The organism is Cytobacillus spongiae, assembly GCF_021390075.1.
On the sequence record NZ_CP089997.1, the window covers coordinates 3,819,762 to 3,840,808 of the forward strand.

General features: G+C 42.1%; 20 protein-coding genes. 1 reads left to right on the forward strand and 19 read right to left on the reverse strand.

Annotated elements, in window-relative coordinates; translation table 11 throughout:
• Positions 1 to 9 precede the first annotated feature (9 nt).
• Positions 10 to 1,617: a gamma-glutamyltransferase family protein gene (locus LS684_RS19155; protein WP_233808495.1), complete on the reverse strand. Its 1,608-nt coding sequence runs from the start codon at positions 1,615 to 1,617 to the stop codon at positions 10 to 12.
• A 303-nt stretch (positions 1,618 to 1,920) separates the two neighbouring features.
• Complete coding sequence (spoIIQ, locus tag LS684_RS19160; RefSeq protein ID WP_233808497.1) at positions 1,921 to 2,829, reverse strand: stage II sporulation protein SpoIIQ; 909 nt, start codon at positions 2,827 to 2,829, stop codon at positions 1,921 to 1,923.
• Positions 2,830 to 2,952: 123 nt separating this feature from the next.
• Between spoIIQ and LS684_RS19165 the strand changes: the two genes are divergently transcribed.
• Positions 2,953 to 3,327, forward strand: coding sequence for a VanZ family protein (locus tag LS684_RS19165; RefSeq protein WP_233808499.1), 375 nt, complete (start codon positions 2,953 to 2,955; stop codon positions 3,325 to 3,327).
• A gap of 7 nt (positions 3,328 to 3,334) precedes the next feature.
• Here the strand turns inward: LS684_RS19165 and spoIID are convergent, their stop codons facing one another.
• The 17 genes from spoIID to LS684_RS19250 form a co-directional block, all read right to left on the reverse strand.
• Positions 3,335 to 4,366 (reverse strand): stage II sporulation protein D, encoded by a 1,032-nt coding sequence (gene spoIID, locus LS684_RS19170; RefSeq protein ID WP_233808501.1) that lies wholly within the window; start codon positions 4,364 to 4,366, stop codon positions 3,335 to 3,337.
• A 1,129-nt stretch (positions 4,367 to 5,495) separates the two neighbouring features.
• Positions 5,496 to 5,837, reverse strand: a complete 342-nt coding sequence (locus LS684_RS19175) for a hypothetical protein (protein ID WP_233808505.1) — start codon at positions 5,835 to 5,837, stop codon at positions 5,496 to 5,498.
• Positions 5,838 to 6,030: 193 nt separating this feature from the next.
• Positions 6,031 to 7,338: a UDP-N-acetylglucosamine 1-carboxyvinyltransferase gene (gene murA, locus LS684_RS19180; protein ID WP_233808508.1), complete on the reverse strand. Its 1,308-nt coding sequence runs from the start codon at positions 7,336 to 7,338 to the stop codon at positions 6,031 to 6,033.
• Positions 7,339 to 7,370: 32 nt separating this feature from the next.
• The gene (locus LS684_RS19185; RefSeq protein WP_233808509.1) at positions 7,371 to 8,117 is read right to left on the reverse strand and encodes a YwmB family TATA-box binding protein; all 747 of its coding nucleotides are present in this window, start codon (positions 8,115 to 8,117) and stop codon (positions 7,371 to 7,373) included.
• 221 nt (positions 8,118 to 8,338) lie between these two features.
• A complete protein-coding gene (locus LS684_RS19190; protein ID WP_233808510.1) occupies positions 8,339 to 8,575 on the reverse strand; it encodes a DUF1146 family protein in 237 nt (78 codons plus the stop codon).
• A 274-nt stretch (positions 8,576 to 8,849) separates the two neighbouring features.
• Positions 8,850 to 10,361, reverse strand: coding sequence for an NADH-quinone oxidoreductase subunit NuoN (gene nuoN / locus LS684_RS19195; RefSeq protein ID WP_233808511.1), 1,512 nt, complete (start codon positions 10,359 to 10,361; stop codon positions 8,850 to 8,852).
• A 6-nt stretch (positions 10,362 to 10,367) separates the two neighbouring features.
• Entirely contained in the window at positions 10,368 to 11,888 is a 1,521-nt protein-coding gene (locus LS684_RS19200; protein ID WP_233808512.1) for an NADH-quinone oxidoreductase subunit M, read from the reverse strand.
• The gene (gene nuoL, locus LS684_RS19205; protein ID WP_233808513.1) at positions 11,885 to 13,747 is read right to left on the reverse strand and encodes an NADH-quinone oxidoreductase subunit L; all 1,863 of its coding nucleotides are present in this window, start codon (positions 13,745 to 13,747) and stop codon (positions 11,885 to 11,887) included. The genes LS684_RS19200 and nuoL overlap by 4 nt, the downstream gene beginning before the upstream one ends.
• A gap of 79 nt (positions 13,748 to 13,826) precedes the next feature.
• Positions 13,827 to 14,141, reverse strand: coding sequence for an NADH-quinone oxidoreductase subunit NuoK (gene nuoK, locus LS684_RS19210; protein WP_233808515.1), 315 nt, complete (start codon positions 14,139 to 14,141; stop codon positions 13,827 to 13,829).
• Positions 14,138 to 14,659 (reverse strand): NADH-quinone oxidoreductase subunit J, encoded by a 522-nt coding sequence (locus tag LS684_RS19215; RefSeq protein WP_233808517.1) that lies wholly within the window; start codon positions 14,657 to 14,659, stop codon positions 14,138 to 14,140. The genes nuoK and LS684_RS19215 overlap by 4 nt, the downstream gene beginning before the upstream one ends.
• Positions 14,656 to 15,075 carry an NADH-quinone oxidoreductase subunit NuoI gene (gene nuoI, locus LS684_RS19220; protein ID WP_233808519.1) on the reverse strand — a complete coding sequence of 140 codons (420 nt, stop codon included), beginning with the start codon at positions 15,073 to 15,075 and terminating at the stop codon, positions 14,656 to 14,658. The genes LS684_RS19215 and nuoI overlap by 4 nt, the downstream gene beginning before the upstream one ends.
• A gap of 39 nt (positions 15,076 to 15,114) precedes the next feature.
• Complete coding sequence (gene nuoH / locus LS684_RS19225) at positions 15,115 to 16,125, reverse strand: NADH-quinone oxidoreductase subunit NuoH (RefSeq protein ID WP_233808521.1); 1,011 nt, start codon at positions 16,123 to 16,125, stop codon at positions 15,115 to 15,117.
• Positions 16,125 to 17,225, reverse strand: a complete 1,101-nt coding sequence (locus tag LS684_RS19230) for an NADH-quinone oxidoreductase subunit D (RefSeq protein WP_233808523.1) — start codon at positions 17,223 to 17,225, stop codon at positions 16,125 to 16,127. The genes nuoH and LS684_RS19230 overlap by 1 nt, the downstream gene beginning before the upstream one ends.
• A gap of 3 nt (positions 17,226 to 17,228) precedes the next feature.
• Positions 17,229 to 18,545: an NADH-quinone oxidoreductase subunit C gene (locus LS684_RS19235; protein WP_233808525.1), complete on the reverse strand. Its 1,317-nt coding sequence runs from the start codon at positions 18,543 to 18,545 to the stop codon at positions 17,229 to 17,231.
• Positions 18,546 to 18,548: 3 nt separating this feature from the next.
• Complete coding sequence (locus LS684_RS19240) at positions 18,549 to 19,061, reverse strand: NuoB/complex I 20 kDa subunit family protein (RefSeq protein WP_233808527.1); 513 nt, start codon at positions 19,059 to 19,061, stop codon at positions 18,549 to 18,551.
• Positions 19,052 to 19,426 (reverse strand): NADH-quinone oxidoreductase subunit A, encoded by a 375-nt coding sequence (locus tag LS684_RS19245; protein ID WP_284701571.1) that lies wholly within the window; start codon positions 19,424 to 19,426, stop codon positions 19,052 to 19,054. Before LS684_RS19245 ends, LS684_RS19240 begins: the two co-directional genes overlap by 10 nt.
• A gap of 1,209 nt (positions 19,427 to 20,635) precedes the next feature.
• The gene (locus LS684_RS19250; RefSeq protein ID WP_233808530.1) at positions 20,636 to 21,043 is read right to left on the reverse strand and encodes a F0F1 ATP synthase subunit epsilon; all 408 of its coding nucleotides are present in this window, start codon (positions 21,041 to 21,043) and stop codon (positions 20,636 to 20,638) included.
• Positions 21,044 to 21,047 lie beyond the last annotated feature (4 nt).

Here is a 21,047-nt window from a genome sequence, read left to right on the forward strand (position 1 = left end):
TATTCCTCCTTACCAGCAAGCAATGCTTCCATCTGTTCGATGCTCGGTCCCGCCCGTTAACACGCCGGTATTGGCATCTCGGGTGATTACCTGCCCTCTACCAAAGCCCCCCGAATCATGGGCAACCTTCATTTCGTGTCCTCTTCTTGCTAACTCCTGCACTAAATAATTGGGGAATGTATGCTCAACCTCGATCTGTTTCCCTTTAATCCATTGCCATCTTGGAGCGTCTAATGCTGCCTGTGGATTCATCTTGAAGTCTATTAAATTCATCGCTACCTGTGCATGGCCCTGGGGCTGCATATAACCACCCATAACGCCAAACGGTCCTACCGCTTGTGTTCCTTTCGTAATAAAACCTGGAATAATCGTATGGTATGTTTTCTTCCCTGGTGCTAGTGCATTTTCATGGGCTGGGTCAAGGGAAAAATCATGTCCTCGGTTTTGCATAGCAATTCCTGTACTAGGCACGACAATCCCTGAGCCAAATCCCATATAATTGCTTTGGATGAACGAAACCATGTTGCCCTCTCCATCTGCTGTAGCGAGGTAGACCGTTCCTCCTTTTGGCAATGTGCCTGGTTCTGGCATTCTCGCTGTTTCAGAAATTTTTTGTCTCGCATGTTGAGCAAATTCATCTGACAGCAAATCAGCTACCTTTGCCTTCATGGTTTTTGGATCGGAAATATATGTTTTTCCATCTGTAAAAGCCTGCTTCATTGCCTCTAGCTGGAGATGGAGTCCCGCTACGTCTTCTCGATGTGTGAACGAATAGCCTTTTAGTATATTTAATGCCATTAATGCGACTAGGCCTTGACCATTCGGTGGAATTTCCCAAATATGATGTCCATGGTATTCAACAGAAATCGGTTCTACCCATTCTGCTCGGTAGGATTGTAAGTCCTCCTTCAAGAGGAAGCCGCCAAATTTCTCTGAAGCCTCCACAATCTTATCGGCTAGCACTCCTTTATAAAAGCTTTCCCCATTCGTTTCGGCTATCGCTTCTAGCGTTCTAGCATGGTCTTCCGATTTCCACATTTCGCCCACTTCTGGTGCTCTCCCTTCAGGAGCAAACACTCGAAACCATTCACTGAACGCTTCCCCTTCAAAGCGCTTTTGGTATACCTTATAAGCACCTGCCCAGTACTTTCCTAAAATCGGTGAAACAGGGTACCCATACCGTGCATAATCGATTGCAGGCTGAAGTACCTCTGCTAACGGCAGCCTGCCAAAGCGTTTCGATAGTTCTGCCCATGCAGAAGGTGCACCTGGTACCGTCACTGGAATCCAGCCATGTGTTGGCATTTGATCTTTGTAGCCTCTATCTTTGACTTTTTCAATTGATATATTTTTCGGTGAAGGGCCGCTCCCATTTAATCCATAGAGCTGATCTTTCACCCATACAAGAGCAAATGCATCTCCACCAATTCCGTTGGAGGTGGGCTCAACAACCGTTAAGCAAGCAGCTGTCGCTATCGCTGCATCTATTGCATTTCCACCCTTTTTCATCATATCTAAACCCGCTTGAGCTGCTAGCGGTTGTGAAGTTGCCACCATTCCATTTCGTGCAATTGTAGCCATCCGCTGTGATGGATACGGATATGTAAGATATGACATGACCTCTCCTCCTAAACAATCCCTGCTATATTTTTCGCTTTCCGAAATAATTATATCAAATCACTGAGGTTATGTCTAAATTTTCTTACTATTTCACTTTCTTTATAACAAAAGCTTAATAAGTCATAGTCAGGCTTGGGCAGTATGAATAGAAGACCTTCTTTTCCTTCAATTGGATTTTAACCTCGAGGGGGTAGCTGCTGGAACTGGAAATCTAAGCACTGATCAACAATTAAATAGGGATACTTTTCTCAAACAAAAAAACAAAAAACCCGCTATGATAGCGGGTTTCCTAGTTCCAATTTATCCATTTGTGTTAGACGATTCTTCAGATGTGTCAGAGGATTCTTCATCACCAGACTCTTCATCTGATTGCTTATCATCTTCTGATTTATCTTCTCTTTCGCCTGATTCACTTTCTTCTTCTTTGCTACCTTCTTCATCGGTTGCGTTTTCGTCCGCTTGACCTTCGCCTTCTTCATCTCCTGTATTTGCCGCTTCACTATTGTCTTCTGGCTTATACTCTTGAAGAGCGCTTAATGGCTTTTGGAAAAAGTCGATTGGATTAACAGCTACGCCATCCTTGCGAATTTCAAAGTGAACATGCTGTCCAGCTTCTCCATTAAATAAGCTTTCCCCAGCTGTTGCAAGAACTTGTCCTTGCTCAACTTGGTCGCCTACCTTTACCGCAAAATCTTTCACTGACTGATACTGTGTAACAATTCCTTTTTCATGTTCAATTTCAATAACATTACCAAGCAATGAATCTTCATTGACCTTTGTCACAGTTCCGCTTAAGGCAGCTACTACATCAAAAGATTTTCCATCCTTCATAGTAATATCAATTCCTGTGTTCGGATGGTATGTGTTATTGTAGAATACTAGAGCAGCTTCCTGTTGCTCCTTGCTCGCATTATCATCATAGAATTGTTTTTGGATGACCGCTTCATCTGGATTTGCTACAGGCATTGCGAAGTTCTCCATTGTTCGGTTAACTTCAACTGCTGGCTCATTGTATTTCTTACCGGCAATATCTGTTGCTTCATAGTCGAACTCATCCGAAGCATTATTTGCGCCGTTTTGATACCAAAGAACCGCGGTTAGAATAATTGCTGCACTCGCAATATAAATTGCTGGGAATGCCCAACGCTTTTTCAAAAAGCGCTTTACACTAGAATCTTGAGAAGATCGTTTCTTTTCTTCCTCTCTCATTATCATCACCTCAGCAATCATTCTGAACAGAATCGGAACATTATATACAATTTCCAAAAAATTTTTTTGCACTTATTTTTCGACAAAGTCATTTTATTTATTCATCGAGAGGAGAATTTTTTTATGAACAAGCTAAAATGGTTGCTTATTCCCCTTCCTTTTCTCTATATGGCGCTTATATGGAAGCTGTCTAGTATGCCAGCAAATGCTATCGTCGAACTTTCTTATCAGTCCATTGATCGCTTTATCAAAGAATCGATGCACCTTATTGAATTTGCCATCTTATATATTTTGCTCGTACTCGCATTTCTTTCTGTCGGTCGGTTTTCAGCTCAAATCAACTGGCTTTGCATCCTCATTGCCTGTAGCTATGGGATCATTGACGAAATCCATCAATCCTTCATTCCTTACCGCTCTGCGACTATAATTGATGCTGTGAAGGATATTACTGGAGTATTAGTTGCCGCATATATCGTAAGAAAAAAACTCGCTCGATGAGCGAGTTTTATTTCTTTGCAGTTATTTTTGTTAAAAATGATTGGGACGAAGCAATTTCAATCCCATTATAATAGTGCTGAACAATTTCCTGATAGGTTTTCCCTTCCGCTGCCATCCCATTGGCACCGTATTGACTTAATCCAACTCCGTGTCCATATCCTTTTGTTTGAATAACTATATTGTTTCCTTTTCGTTCCCATGTAAAATCCGTAGATTTAAGCTCTAGTTTTTCTCTTATTTCAATGCCGGTAAATGACTTTCCGCCAATTTCAACCTTGCCCACACGATTGCTCTTTGTTTTCTCTCTAATCTTTCCAACTGATGGCTCACTCCCAACCTTTACGCCTAGCTTTGCCTGGAAGTCCGTAACGCTCATCACAACCTGCCCATCATATTTAGGAGATTTCAAGTCCCATGGGCTTTCTACACTCCTCAAGTACGGGAATGCATTTGGCCATACTGCCTCAGAGTTCTCAGTATACCCATTGCTCGTTGAGAAAAAGGTCGCTGTAATCGGCTCCCCATTAAACGTTAGGATTTGCCCAGCTGTTTCAGCTACAGCTTCTCTTATTTTCGCGATTTTCCAATTGTAATCAACGCCCCACTGCTTCCGAAGCTCCTCATCGTTCTTATATACCTGATGTGTTTCCGTATCCGTTACAAGAGCACCATCTGGTAGGCCGACACGCTCTGAACTCAACATTTGTCTTACAATATATGTTCTAGCCGTTAATGCTTGCGCTTTTAATGCTTCTTTCTCGAATTCAGCCGGCATTTCAGATGCAACAACCCCAACTAAATATTCTTCTAGCTCTGGCTTTTCGAGCTGTTGCTTTGCCGTACGGTACACAGCTACCTCAACTGCTGGGCCCGCAGACGCCGTTTGAACCGCTTCTGGTTCCTTCTTTTTATTCAGCTCTTCTCCAAGCTTTCCACTTGCGGTTGAATCTGTAAAGGGGAGGACTAACAAGGTCGGAACCATTAAAGTGACAACAAACAGGACGGAAACTAGTGCGACGATCGGCTTGAATTTAAACATGTTTATGCCTCCATATGAATTTACTAGGGACAAACGAACATCCCTGTCTCCTTTCATACATATGGTATGGAACTAAGTTTTATGCTTATAAGTTTTTGTGAAAAAGTGATGCGAATGTGCTCGTATTGTGGAGAAATTTTCACGGCTGAGGTTTAAGTGATGCGGCGACTGTTCATCACAGCCGCGCTCCCCAGCATTTATGCTCCAATCTGAAGATTATTTACGGGTTTTTCCGAAAATACCTCTCTTTTCTTTTAATGAGAGGCTGCAATCTTCATTAGGAGCGATAATCGCTACATTGCGAGCGAAATTTTGTCGAACGCGAGCGATAATCACACATTTGTGAGCGATAACTTGCCGTATGCGAGCGAAATTCGATTTTTGGTGAGCGAACGCTCCTTTTTTGAGCGTTCGCTCACCACTTGGCGTTAGGAAAAATTTCAAGGCCGCTGGATTGGAGTGGTGTGGCGACTGTTCATCACAGCCGCGCTCCCCACTATTTATGCTTCAAATCTGAAGATTTATTACGGTTTTTTCCGAAAATACCTCTCATCTTATTTTATGAGAGGCTGCAATCCTCATTTGGAGCGATAATCGCTACATTGCGAGCGAAAATTTGGCGAACGCGAGCGATAATCGCACATTTGTGAGCGATAACTTGCCGTATGCGAGCGAAATCCGATGCTTGGTGAGCGAACGCTCCTTTTTTGAGCGTTCGCTCACCACTTGGCGTTAGGCAATACTTCAAAATCGCTGGATTGGAGTGATACGGCGGCTGTTCATCACAGCCGCGCACCCCACCATTTATGCTCCAATCTGAAGATTTATTACGGTTTTTTCCGAAAAGACCTCTCTTTTCTTTTAATGAGAGGCTGCAATCTTCATTTGGAGCGATAATCGCTACATTGCGAGCGAAATTTTGGCGAACTCGAGCGATAATCCCACATTTGTGAGCGATAATTTGCTGTATGCGAGCGATATCCGATGCTTAGTGAGCGAACGCTCCTTTTTTGAGCGTTCGCTCACCACTTGGCGTTGGGCAAAATTTCAAGGCCGCTGGATTGGAGTGGTGCGGCATCTGCCCAAAGCAGCCACTGCCGCTATTTATGCACCAATTTCTGAAGATTAATTACGGTTTTTTCCGAAAATACCTCTCTTCTTCTTTTAATGAGAGGCTGCAATCCTCATTTGGAGCGAAATTCGCTACATTGCGAGCGAAATTTTGTCGAACGCGAGCGATAATCGCACATTTGTGAGCGATAACTTGCCGTATGCGAGCGAAATCAGATGCTTGGTGAGCGAACGCTCCTTTTTTGAGCGTTCGCTCACAACTTGGCGTTGGGCAAAATTTCAAGGCCGCTGGATTGGAGTGGTGTGGCATCTGCCTAAAGCAGCCGCACCATTTCAATCCATACATCAAAATTTGAAAACGAATTGTAATTGGGTTTGCTGGTGTTACAGTCATACTCAACAATGACTGCCTCTTGAATCCACTCCTACTCATGTTTGTCTTAGCTGCGCATGCCCAAACTATCCTATCTATCACCACAAAATTAATTTCTCCAAAATCTTGTATATTATTTTCGCTACTAACCAACAATAGTTATGGTTATAAATGTAAAACAACCGCAGAGATTTCTCTCTGCGGCTGTTGCTAGATCTACTTATGCGTTTAGATCGTTAATATATGTTTTTTCAGCTACTGTTTCTTCGCTTTCAGCGTAGCGCTCGATGTCTGCGCCTAGCCCTGCTAGTTTTTGATGGAAGTCCACATAGCCGCGGTCTAGATGCTTAAGCTCTGTGACGCGTGTTACTCCATCTGCTACCAGTCCTGTTAGGATAAGAGCCGCTGCAGCACGAAGGTCAGTCGATGCTACTTCTGCACCTTGAAGGTTGGATGGTCCATTCATGATCACTGAACGGCCTTCTATTTTAATATCTGCATTCATGCGGCGGAATTCTTCCACATGCATGAAGCGGTTTTCGAATACAGTTTCGGTAATCATACTCGTGCCTTGTGCACGTAGAAGAAGTGCCATCATTTGAGATTGCATATCGGTTGGGAAGCCTGGGTGCGGCATCGTCTTGATGTCCACCGCTTTAAGCGTCTCAGGTCCAATAACACGAATTCCATCAGCTTCTTCTTCGAACATAACGCCCATTTCTTCCATCTTTGCAATTAAAGAGGTTAGATGCTCAGGTACTGCGCCTTTTACTAGGACATTTCCACCTGTTATGGCAGCAGCCACCATGAAAGTTCCAGCCTCAATACGGTCAGGAATGATATGGTGAACAGCACCAAACATAACGTCTACGCCTTCGATACGGATTGTACCAGTTCCAGCTCCGCGTACCTTTGCTCCCATCTTGTTAAGGAAGTTAGCTAAGTCGACGATTTCTGGCTCTTTTGCACAGTTTTCAATGACAGTTGTACCTTGGGCAAGAGTTGCTGCCATCATAATGTTTTCTGTAGCACCAACACTTGGGAAGTCTAAATAAATTTTAGCGCCATGTAAGCGGCCATCTACTTCCGCTTCAATGAAGCCATTTCCTACTTTCACTTTAGCACCCATTGCTTCAAAGCCTTTTAAGTGTTGATCAATAGGGCGGGAACCGATTGCACAACCGCCTGGTAATGCTACACGTGCACGACCATTTCGTGCTAATAATGAACCCATTACTAAAACGGAAGCACGCATCTTTCTTACATATTCAAATGGTGCCTCAACTAATAACTCTCCAGATGCATCAACGATAATTTCATTATGATTAAAATCCACTTTTGCATTTAAATGGCGTAATACTTCATTAATCGTATATACATCGGAGAGCGTTGGCACATCACGAATCACGCTTTTTCCATCACTTGCTAATATGGTTGCGGCGATTACAGGCAATACGGCATTTTTTGCTCCTTCTACTTTAACTGTGCCGTTTAACCTTTTTCCACCGCGGACGATGATTTTTTCCAAGTGTATTCCCCTCCGCGTCCAATTTCTCTATATTAATATTCAATCGTAATGATTGGTGTGCCAACTACGAGGGTAGTCTTAGCGCCCAATCCTTGTGTTCTTAATCCAATTTGTAAATTGATCTCTTGATGTTTATTGCTTTTAATCGACTCTGCAAACATGGGTGAGTTTGCCGAAGTGGATATAAAAGAATCTTCCTTCAATGCTTCCAGTTCCGTAGCATTAAAAGCGTCTAGAATTTGGTTTACATTATTAGACAAAGTCGATTTCATATTATCATTGAATTCGCCTTTTATACAAGAGAAAATTGTGGGCTTTCCATGAAAAATATCAACAAACTTGTCTGATACTTCCTGATTTACTAATTGTTTCTCTTTTTCTCCCCAATTGGATCCTTCAACCTCATATATGATATACGTTTGAAGTTGGCCCGTTGTGTCGGTTGACAGTATTTTTATTTCTTCTTTATAGCCATCCGATGTGATCGTACCAGTTGTCATCCAGTCGTTTTCCGATGTTTCTGAAGTCCATGTCCATTGGGAAAATTTCTTTTTCAGCCCACTTACAAAATCCTCTAGTTTTTCCTTTGATTGGACTGTTGCCAATTTTTCTCTTGCATGCAGAGACCATCCATTGATTAAAATATGTTCGGCTTCTAATATTGTAGCCATCTTCGATAAGTCTTGTTCACTCTTTGCTATAGTCGTCTTATTCCCAATATGAAATAGAAGAAAACCTAAAATCCCCAAAATTGAAAAGATTGTGTAGAATTTTTTCATCTGTAGAACTCCTCCCCTTAATACCATTGTTACCAATGATTAGAGGAGCATACTTCAGTTTTGTCGTCACTTTTTGACAATTTCACAGAAGGTTAATGGAACCTTTACACTTCAGTATCATGACGAAAAAAACTTTTCATTTGTTAAAACATGAACAAAATCACACAAACCAAATTTTACTTAAAAAATTTCCAAATAGGAACATGTATGTAGACCTATCTTTATTGAAATATTAGAGGTAGTTGCTGTGACCAAAGCAGGTAATCTAAAAAGAAGTTACTTACCGATGAGCCTATGACGATTGACAGCAGTATGAATAAAACTCTAGCCTGAATCACATGATTGGCCCGAAGAAATCTTTCATAATTAAGAGCTTGCAAAGCCCACCAAGCGAGAGCAATAAAGACGAGATGAGAGAAAATACTCACCAATGCTTGTTGTCCAAAACTAGCTATCAAAAACGTATCCTCCTTTAACACACAACTGTCTTTTATTTTACCATAAAAGCTTTTAGAGCCATACTTTTAACTCCATTAAATGATTTGACGATTTAACGACCAAAATCGTTACATATATCGTGAGTGGCATCGCTCAAAATGTTTATCCTTTATGACCATTATTCATCATAGAATTAGAAAAGGAGAGACCCATGGGCCTCCCCTTCTCAACCGTTCATCTATAGTACCCCTTTGTTTGCTTTCCATTAGGATTCCCCCAAACCCTAATGAAACCTTAATTGATAAAATCTTTAAACCCACCAAAGTTCGTATGCAGGAAGTCAAAGCCAATATTGGGCAGGATCCCAAACAGTACGGTTGCGAATACACCAATTCCAATAACTGCTACTAAAGCACCTGGAACGTTAATTTTTTCATCACTAGCGGATGGACGGAAGAACATCTGGGTCATGATCCCAAAGTAGTAGAAATATGATACGACTGTTGTTGCAATCATGATTGACGCTAATACATAATGCGCATCTTGAACAACAAAAGCTCCCATAAATATGTTCAGCTTTCCGATAAACCCGGCTGTTCCTGGAATACCTGCTAGAGAAAGAATAAAAATGGCCATCGCTACAGCAAGTACTGGCGAGCGGCGATATAGTCCTGCAAATTCCCCAATGTCCTCTGTCTTAGACTTCATCGTGATAATTTGGATAATCGCAAACGCTCCGAGATTCATAAATAAGTAAGCACCTAAGTAGAACCACATGGCATCAAATATAAAGGCAAATGTGGAGACTGCCACTAATATATATCCAGCTTGTGCAATACTTGAGTACGCAAATAATCGCTTAATATTGCGCTGTCTTAAAGCAACAACGTTTCCGATAATCATCGTCGCTCCCGCTAGGAAGGCCATATAATCTTGAAGACTCACTAGCAGTGGAACCGTTCCTGATTCTCCTGTTGGGACACTCGCAAAGATCGAAAGCAATAGGCGAACAATTAAGACAAAGCCAGCAGTTTTGGATACAACACTTAGAAATGCCGTAACAGGTGTCGGTGCCCCTTGATAAACATCCGGTGCCCACATATGAAATGGAGCAGATGCGACCTTAAAGGACAAACCGATTAGGATCATGAAAAAGGCTAATCCTAATAAATATACTTGTTGTGTATCAAAGATGGAAGTTAATACACTGCTCATCCCTTTTAAATTCGTCGTTCCAGTTAAGCCATATACATAGCTCATCCCAAACAGGGTAATGGCAGTCGAAATTCCCCCATTAATCACATACTTCATTGCCGATTCGTTTGATTGTAGATGATGCTTTCGAATTCCTGCTAGAATGTAAGAAGAAATCGAAAGCAATTCAAGTCCAACGAATAGAGTGATTAAGTCTCCACTAGATGACATCATCATTGCTCCAAGTAGAGCCGTTAAGAATAAGTAGTAGAACTCCCCTTTATATTCCTTCATCCCTTCTTCTGGCTCATAGCTTAAAGCAATGAGCATGACCATAGCCGCACCAATTAACAACAATAACTTGAATGCTTTGCCAAATGAATCTAGCCTAAAAGTGTCGTAAAGAATGGAAGTGGTCTCATGGCCTAGTAGGCTGAATAGCGAAGCAAGTGCTCCAAGGATTCCCACAAAGCCAAACCAGCCTAAGATCTTTCGGTTCGTTGTTTTTGGTAAAAATAAATCTAAAATCGATAGAGCTGTAGCGACACCAAGGATGATGAACTCTGGCATCATGATGCCCCATTTAAATGATAACATTGTTTCTAAATCCATCCTCCATCACCCTCCAATCCCAAGCATAATCATTTCAAGTGTGGCTTGTAGTGGCTCGCTTAGTACACTTGGGTAAACACCGATTAAAACGATTAAACCAACGAGAACAACGACTGGGACGAGCTCAATGGAGCGAATATCTGTAATCCCATCAAAATCTCGGTTTGCTTTTCCATACGTAATACCAAGGACGGCACGCAGCAAATATACCGCTGTCATGATAATTCCAATAACACCGATTGCTCCCAGCACTGGCATTTCCTTAAATAGCCCTAAGAACGCCATAAATTCACTTACAAAGCCTGACATTCCAGGCAAACCAAGAGAAGCCATTGCTCCAGCTAGTAAGAAACCGGCCATAATTGGCATCCCTTTTGCAAGGCCACCGAGATTGGCAATCGTAGAGGTATGCACACGCTCATAAAACACACCAACTAGAAAGAAGAGCAGCGCGGAGATCAATCCGTGTGAAACGACCTGGAAGATAGCCCCTTGAATTCCGGCTTCATTTAACGCTCCGACCCCGATTAAAACGATTCCCATATGCGAAATCGATGAATAGGCAAGCACCATTTTAAAGTCTTTTTGAATAAAGGCTAAAAATGCACCGTATAGTAAATTCACAATTCCTAAAATGGCTAAAATTGGCGCAATGGTTTGAAATTGCTCTGGAAATATCCCCATTCCAAATCGAATAAGACCGAACGCTCCAATTTTTAGTAATATCCCCGAGTGAATCATAACGATTGACGGTGGTGCTTGGACGTGAACCTTTAGCATCCAACTGTGTAACGGGAAAATAGGGAGCTTTACTCCAAATGCAATGAGTAAGCCTATTAATAAACCGTATTTCGCTGTTTCAGAAATTGGTGCGACAAGCTGCACATTATCTGAGTTTAAAATGTATTTAAGGGCTTCGATATTTGCTGTTCCAGTTCGAGCAAATAGCACCATAATGACGATCAGCAGAACCGCTGAACCTAAGCCATTATAAATTAGAAAACTAAAAGCAGCTTTTTCTTTTTCAAAATAGCCCCATTTCCCGATTAAGAAGAACATAGGGATTAAGGTAATTTCAAAGAAGATGAAGAATAAGATTAAGTTCTCCGCTGCAAACACACCTAGCATACCAAGCTCAAGGAGTAAAAAGAGCATAAAATACCCTTTCCATTCCTTTTTTATATGAATGGAAGCAATGGATGCAAGTGTCGCAATAATTGCAGTTAATACGATCATAATTAAAGAAAAGCCATCGACCCCTAGTTCGTAATAAATCGCAAACAGTCGATCATCTACTTCTTTAAAATTCCCAAAGGAAATCCAGCGAGCCTCTTCTTTCATTACCGATAAATCGGCTCCCCCTCTATATTGAAAGTAAGCAATCAACGATAGAATGAGGGCTGGTAACGTAGCTAGGAACCCTACTAATTTAATAGTAGATTCCTGCGTTTTTGGTACCAATGATACTATTAATATACCAAGTAGAGGGGAGAACACTAAAATGGATAAAAAGTACGCCATGTTCATTTTAAGTACCCCCCTGTGAATGCATAAATAACAACGAGAATCGCAAGTCCAACAAATGCTACTGTGCCATACATTTGAACTTGCCCGTTTTGTAGCTTCGAGCCAGTTCTTCCAAGAGTTTGTACGGTTCCCACAATGCCTTTAACGATCCCTTCCACTAGGAAAATTTCAATATAGCGAAGGAACAGACTAAACACCTTAGTCGCATTTACGACTGTTAGCTGATAGAATTCATCTACATAATACTTGTTATATAGAATATTGTAGAGAGTCGGTGCACCTAACCAATCACGTGATAAGGAGCGTTTGCCGTAGATTAACCAGGCAAGGAAGATCCCAAGCAAGGATACACCTGTTGCTACAATCATGATCCACAAAGGACCTTCAATATGACCGTGCCCAAGCGAGTCATTTCCTTCAACAAGCCAATCTCCTAAGAACGTTCCAAACCAAGGTGTATTCACATACCCTGCAACGACGGCAAGAATTCCTAGGACTACCATCGGAAGGGTCATTACACTTGGAGATTCATGAACATGCTTTTGATCTCCACGAGCCTCTCCACTAAAAACCATAAAGAACAAGCGGAACATATAGAAGGCTGTAAAGAAAGCCGCCACAACTGCTAACCAAAATAGCACGGTATTTCCATGTGCCCATGTAGCAAGTAAAATCTCCTCTTTACTAAAAAAGCCCGAGAAAAGCGGAACTCCGCTGATTGCTAATGTTCCAATGAGAAATAATGGACCAGTTACTCGAAGCTTTTTCCAAAGCCCGCCCATTTTTTCGATATCTTGTGTATGAACGGCATGGATTACACTTCCGGCAGCTAAGAAAAGCAGTGCTTTAAAAAATGCGTGGGTCATGAGGTGGAAAACACCTGCAACATATCCTGCAGAGCCTAAAGCAAGCATCATATATCCTAGCTGACTGACCGTTGAGTAAGCTAGTACTCTTTTAATATCTTTTTGAACAAGTCCAATACTGGCAGCAAAGATGGCAGTGAAAGCGCCGATAACGGCTACTGTCATTAATGCTGTCTCACTCGCTGTAAATAGCGGGAATAGGGCAGCGACTAAATAGACACCTGCAGCTACCATTGTAGCGGCATGAATAAGGGCAGAAACGGGTGTTGGACCTTCCATCGCATCCGGTAGCCATGTATGCAACGGAAATTGCCCTGACTTTCCAACTGCTCCGATAAATATTAATATCGCCGTTAACGTAATCATTTCCGATGATACTGCGCCTTCACCTACTGCACGAAAGATCTCATCGTATTCAAAGCTCCCTACCTGCCAGAACAGCAGAATCATTCCAATAAGTAGTCCAACATCGCCAATACGCGTCATAATGAACGCCTTTTTGGCAGCTTTCTTCGCATCTTCTTTAAAAAAGTAGAATCCAATTAATAGAAAGGAGCCTACTCCCACTAATTCCCAAAAGAAATACGTTTGCAGAAGGTTGGGTGATAATACGAGCCCAAGCATTGCAAAAGTAAATAAGCCTAAGTATGCATAGAATACCGGAAATCGCTCATCGCCGTGCATATAACCTTTTGAATAAGTATGTACTAAAAAGCTTACAAGCGATACAATCACCAGCATTAATGCATTTAATTGATTCACTTCAAAACCCGCTGTTAATTGAACATCCCCTATTTTTAACCATACGGCTTCCGCCTTGTATGTTGGCAGCGAAAAACGATCAAATAGCACCAACAAAGAATAAACGAGAGAAGTGAGTGTGAACAAGATACCAATGTACGCACTTGCTTCTTTCAGCTTTTTTCCAAATAGAAGAAGGAACAAAAAGGATAAAAGCGGGAAAAGCGGTATGATCCATGCATTCTCCATCAATATCACAATCCCCTTTTTTACACGCGCCGAGCTTCTTCTGTTGACGCGTTAGAATGAGGCCCGTAATGTACGGGTCAACCTAGTGTTTCATTGAATCCATTCCATCAATGTTAACCGTCTTTCGGTTTCGGTAAAGTGCAATTAATATCGCAAGCCCTACAGCCGCTTCTGCTGCAGCAATAGCAATCGCAAATAACGCAAAGACCTGCCCATTTATAGATGGTGTTAGCCCGTACTTGCTAAAGGCAACTAGATTAATATTTACTGCATTTAGCATAAGCTCAATGGAAATTAGAACAATGACGGTATTTCGCTTAGTTAATGCTCCATACAAGCCTATGCAGAATAAGATTAACGCTAGGGCCAGGTAGGCTGACAGTGGAACTGTACTCATTCCTTATCCGCCTCCTTCTCATCGTCTCTTTTAGCTAGGATGATGGATCCTACTAAAGCTACCAACAGTACAACTGATGTTAATTCAAATGGAATAATATATTTTGTGTAAAGCGCTACCCCGATTTGCTCTGTATTGTTCTCATGCAGCGTGTTTGGCATTTGCGGAGCATCTAAATTATAGATTCCAATATAAACAGCGAAAGCAAAACCGAGTACACCTAAAAATAACAACAGCTTGCGTAATCTCCCTGTCTTTGCCTCGCTATGATCATCATGACGGGTTAACATGATTCCAAAAAGCATGATGATGGTAATTGCACCTGAATAGATTAATACTTGCACGACAGCGATAAATTCTGCTGACAATAGAACATAGATTCCAGCAAGACTGACGAACGTAAACACAAGTGCTACTACCATATGCACGACTTTCGAAAGGTTCAGTAAAAGCACACCGCCGATGACCGCTACTAGAGCAAGTGCCATAAATGCAACTAATTCTCCTGTTACTGTCATGCTTTGTTCACCTTCCGTATATTTTCATCATTTTCGTCTAACCATTCGAGATTTTTAAACAACTCATCACGGCTATACTCTGCAAGCTCAAAGTTGTTCGTCATGATGATGGCCTCTGTTGGACAAACCTCTGTACAAAGATCACATAAGATACAAATCTCAAAATTGATATCGTATGTATCAATGATTTTCCCTTTTTTATTTGGATCTGGATGCTTCTTTCCTGTTAATTGAATACAATCTGTCGGACAAATATTTGCACATTGATTACAGACAATACATTTTTCAGGATAAAATTTCTGTATTCCTCTAAATCGATCCGGAAGCGGGATTGGCTCGTTTGGATAGTCGTAGGTTACTTTTTTCCTAGATAAGTTCTTTAGGGTATATTTCAAACCTTTCGCTAAACCAAGCATGTGTTTCACCCCTTGTTCTGAGAATGGAAATAGCCATCGTTATGAAAATAATTTAATCAGTTCCTTTATAAGCGCAGTTAAGAAAATATTAGCTAACGCGACAGGTAGCAATACCTTCCAACCGAATTCCATTAACTGATCTGCTCGTAAGCGCGGGAATGTCACACGGAACCAAATTAACACAAAGGCAACGAGGATAAATTTCAGCGCAAACCAGACAGCACCTGGAATAAACCCTAAAAATGGAAGTGGTAGCCAGCCGCCTAAGAACAATACCGTTGTGAGCGATGCCATTGCAAAGAAATACACATACTCTGCAAGCATAAAAAATGCCCAACGGAAGCCTGAGTACTCTACGTGGAAGCCTGCTACTAGCTCCGACTCTGCCTCTGGCAAGTCAAATGGAGCCCGGTTTAGTTCAGCAACAGATGCAATTAAAAAGACGATAAATGCAACTGGCTGAACTAAGATAAACCATCCATTTTCCTGTGCTGCGACGATGTCATTCAGGTTTAAGCTCCCTGATAGAAGAACGATGCCGAGAACCGACATGACGAGCGGAATTTCATATGAAATCATTTGAGCTGCTGCCCGCATTCCGCCTAGAAGGGCATACTTATTATTCGATGCCCAGCCGCCCGTTACCACACCAACAGTTGTTAAGCCTGAAATCGCAATGTAATAAAGAAGACCTACACCAATATCTGCGAACTGAAGCTTATCTGTAAGCGGTATTGTGGCAAGGACCATAAATGCAGGTGCAAACGCAATGACTGGGGCTAAGATAAACAGTGGTTTATCTGCTAGCTTAGGAATCGTATCTTCCTTTAAAAGTAGCTTTAACACGTCGGCAACAGTTTGCAATAATCCCCATCTTCCACCGACCTGGTTCGGTCCATGACGAAGCTGCATAAACCCCATGACTTTACGCTCAGCCAAGATGGCATAGGTAACAAACCCTAAAACAACTAACAGTAAAACGGTAGCAAGCAAGAAGAAAACCCCAAAGTTTAACAGTCCAGCTTCAGAATATAAGAGTTCTTCTACCATTAACCGTCCACCTCCCCTAGGACAATATCGGTTGCCCCTAAAATAGCAATTAAGTTAGCAATATTCTCGCCTTCTAAGAGCTTAGGGAGAATCTGTAGATTATAGAAGGAGGGCCTTCTGAATTTTAACCGATACGGTTCTTTCTTCCCGTCACTTGCAATGTAACAGCCGATTTCACCACGAGGCGATTCAATTCGAACAAATGCCTCCCCTTTAGGAGCCTTAATAATTTTCGGCACCTTTGCAAGAATTGGCCCTTCTTCAGGAAATTGTTCTACGGCTTGTTCAATAATTTTTAGCGATTCTTCTATTTCTGCCATTCTTACATGATAGCGAGCCCATGCGTCTCCACCTTCTTGAACAGGTACATCGAATGTAAAACGATCGTAGATAGAATAAGGTTCATCCTTACGAAGATCCCATTTCACCCCTGTACAACGAAGATTCGCACCAGATAGGGAGTATTGGATGGCGTCTTCTTTTGAATACGTACCAACACCCTTTACACGATTCATGAATATTTCATTTCCTGTCACCAGATCATGATAGCCTTGTAGCTGCTCTCTCATATATGGAACAAAATCGCGCACTTTCTCGATCCAGCCTTCTGGTGCATCCCACTTAACTCCACCTACACGCATATAGTTAAACGTTAAACGGGCACCAGACAATTCATTTAACATATTAATAATCATTTCCCGTTCACGGAACGCATAAAGGAATGGACTAACTGCTCCGATATCAAGCAGATATGTCCCCCACCAAACCAAGTGGCTGGCCACTCGACCAAGCTCCATCGCTAAAACGCGAAGATACTCGGCACGCTCAGGGATTTCTAGTTCCATCATCGTTTCCACTGCATGAACAAGGACATAGTTGTTCGTCATAGCGGCTAAATAATCCATGCGGTCCGTGTAAGGAATAATCTGTGTATATTGAAGGTCCTCAGCAAGCTTTTCGGTTCCACGATGTAAGTAGCCAATAACCGGCTTAGCTTCTTTAATGATTTCCCCATCTATTTTCAAGACGATTCGGAAAACCCCATGTGTACTCGGATGCTGTGGGCCTACATTTAGTAGCATTTCCTCTGTTCTTAACACAGGCTACACCTCCACATCGTACGGTTCATAGTCTTTACGCAGTGGATGACCAACCCAGTCTTCACCTAGTAAAATACGATTTAGATTTGGATGTCCTGTAAATTGAATCCCTAATAAATCGTAAGTTTCACACTCTGGCCAATCTGCTCCTGCCCAAAGTCTAGCAAGTGAATCAATTGTTGGTGCATCTCGATCAATCTTTACCTTTAAAGCAACCGATTGACGATTTTTATATGAATATAAATGCACATATACTTCCATATGTGTCTCAAAATCCGTTCCGTGTAGCTCCGATAAATAGTCAAAGCCTAATTGCTCATTATACTTCAAAAATTCTGCCATTTTAAAATAGGCTTCTTTTCTCGCCACAAGTGTTGGAACATCCTTCGAAAGCTTATTAATGTAAGAGTCTTCTAATACCTCTTTACCAAGATGCTCTTCTATCACTTTTACATATTTATCAAGGAATGGTTGATTTGCTGAAGGCTTTTCAGGTTCTGCGGGGTCTGAGTCAGCCACACCAGCTTTCGCTGCGGCTGCCGCTTTGGCCTTTACCGCGGCTGCGGCCTTTGCTTTTGCGGCTGCAATCGCTTTTGCCTTTTCATCATCTGCATCCCCACCAACTCCAGCCTTCGCTAGAGCTGCTTGTTTGGCTTTGGCTGCTGCGGCAGCTTTTGCTTTAGCAGCGGCGATTGCCTTCGCCTTTTCATCATCAGACGCTCCGCCAGCTTCTTTCTTTGCGAGTGCGGCGGCTTTCGCTTTTGCTGCTGCAGCGGCCTTTGCCTTTGCTGCTGCGGCTGCTTTCTGCTTCGCTAGGTCTTCAGAGTCTGACTCGTCTTCCGATGCAGGTGCTTCTCCCTGATCCTGTGCTTTCTTCTTCGCTAGAGCTGCGGCCTTCGCTTTTGCTGCTGCGGCTGCTTTCTTCTTTGCTAGCTCTTCAGAGTCTGAAGCGTCTTCCGATGCAGGTGCTTCTCCCTGATCCTGTGCTTTCTTCTTCGCTAGAGCTGCGGCCTTCGCTTTCGCTGCTGCGGCTGCTTTTTTCTTTGCTAGCTCTTCAGAGTCTGACTCGTCTTCCGATGCCGGTGCTTCTCCCTGATCCTGTGCTTTCTGCTTCGCTAGAGCTGCGGCCTTCGCTTTTGCTGCTGCGGCTGCTTTTTTCTTTGCTAGCTCTTCAGAGTCTGAAGATGTTTCTGACTGAGTAACTTCAGCGTTCGTAGATTCTGCGGCAGCCTTTTTCTCTTCCATTCTTTTCTTCGCTAATGCTTTTGCTTGCTCAGCAGCCTCTTTCTTTAACTGCTCAAGGTCCTTCTCCCCGCTCATAGGTTAAATCACCTGCTTCCCAGTCTTAGCTTCGTAACGAATCTTTTCCTTTAATTTATTGATTCCATAAATTAAAGCAGCTGGGTTAGGCGGGCAACCAGGTATGTAAACATCCACAGGTACAATTTGGTCAACACCCTTTACAACTGCATAAGACTTCACATAAGGTCCGCCCGCAGTGGCACAAGAGCCCATCGCAATTACCCATTTCGGCTCAGGCATTTGATCATATAGACGTCGCACAATTGGAGCCATTTTCTTCGTAACTGTACCCGAAACTATCATAACGTCCGATTGACGAGGAGACGTACGGAAAAATGACCCAAAACGGTCCAAATCATAATGAGAAGATCCGACGCCCATCATCTCAATGGCACAACAAGCAAGCCCGAAGGTCATTGGCCATAATGAATTACTCCGTGCCCAAGCTTTAATTTGTTCTAACGTCGTCATAAACACATTGCGTTTTAATTCTTCCAATTCTTCTGGTGAAATGTTCTCTAATTTTAAATCCATTTTAACACCTTCTTCTTCCATGCATACACAAGCCCAATTAACAACATAAATACAAAGATCGTCATCTCAATTAATGCAAAGATTCCGAGTTTTTCGTAAGCAACTGCCCACGGATACAAAAACACCGTCTCTACATCAAAAATAACAAACATAAGGGCAAAAATATAATAGCGGACATTGAACTGTACCCGAGAATCATGGAACGGCTCAATACCGCTTTCATATGTGGTATATTTCGAATCATAAGGCTTATAAGGACGCAACAACTTCCCCAAAAACAAAGCCACCACAGGCAAAGCTACCCCTAGACATAGAAACACAAAAACAATCAGATAATTATTCTGATATAAATTCAGCAATTCCATGCCCATCCCCTCCAATGTCATAAATTTTCAAAACATTAAAACTTGTAACCGATACCATTATAGCACTCTTACAAAACCGTGTCGACAAACCCCATCCCATATTTGGAAATAATCTCGTACGTAAAATAGACCTTTTGATGTGTCTAGGAGATCCCTTTCAAAAAGCGGCAGAAGGCCCATTTTGCTAGCTTCCTAGATAGCTGAAGTGTAGGTACGATGCACCTACGAGAGTATTTCCAGACGTACATACTTAGGTGAACATCGTCGGCACAAGTGCCTCTCCCCTTGAGCGTTTTGTGATCTCTAGTAATCTCTCCCTTGATAAACGACTAAAGATGACGTAGAAGCGAACAACGCTCATACCAGCATGATACTAACTAAAGGTGCATGTGATTTGGAGCGCAAGCGGAAGATGATGTGCCGCACCGATTCCGAATAAACAGGGGCCGCATCACTCAAACTTACAACATCTAAAACAGTTAGTAACCCACCAACAACCCAAATGAAAACCCTACCACCCCAAACTCCATCTCCTATTTAAACCGAAATCAACCGAAGTGTCAGTGAGATTTGTCAACAAATGTTCAATTTTTTCATTTTTTTGCGCGATTTTAAGTAAAACTGATATCCCATGTATAAACGACATGTGAAATTTCTCAAAATATTATCCAACTTAAAGAAGACTCGAATCTATCAAATTACTAGTAAGTGGTTTTTGCCTTCTACCAACTTATGAGCGTTCGCTCCTTTTTGGAGCGAACGCTCACAAAAGCATAGATTTCGCTCATAAAATCTGATTTTCGCTCCAGTTCGACAAACTATCGCTCACTTTCGACGAAAATTCGCTCCATATGAATAGATTTTCGCTCATTTTAGACTTTCACTACAAAGATCTCTCTCGTCAAAGCGTGAGAATCATCATTCTTCCCAAATTTTCATATATTTTAGAGTAAGAATTTCTATATACCCAACCACAATAAGAGACCTCTCATGATTTCTGTAAGCTTTCTAACAGGATCTCCTACACCTCACCTCTATTACATGCTACTTATCAAAAAAAAACGAACTGAATCCAAAATAGTCCCACTAATTCCTACACAAATAATTTTTTATCAAAGATCCCGCAACCACTTCAACCATACACAAGAACAAACAAAAAACACCCCTCAACTTCAGCTATGGTGAAGTTGAGGGGTGTTAGTATAAAAGTTAGATTCTTCTTTCTGCAACAGAGATACGGTTGATCGCACGTTGTAAGGCTAGTTCAGCACGTTTGAAATCGACGTTTTCACGTTGTTGTTCTTTAAGGCGTTGCTCTGCACGCTCTTTTGCACGAACAGCACGGTCGATGTCGATTACATCTGCTGATTCAGCAGATTGGGCTAAAATAGACACTTGATCAGGACGTACTTCAATAAATCCACCGCTTACTGCTACATACTCGGTTTTTCCGCCGTTTTTCAGTCTGACGGCTCCTATTTGTAACGGTGCAACCATTGGAATGTGACCAGGTAAAATTCCAAGCTCACCGCTTTGAGCTTTTGTACTTACCATTTCCACATCTGATTCATACACCGGGCCATCGGGAGTAACAACACTGACTTTTATCGTCTTCATTTTT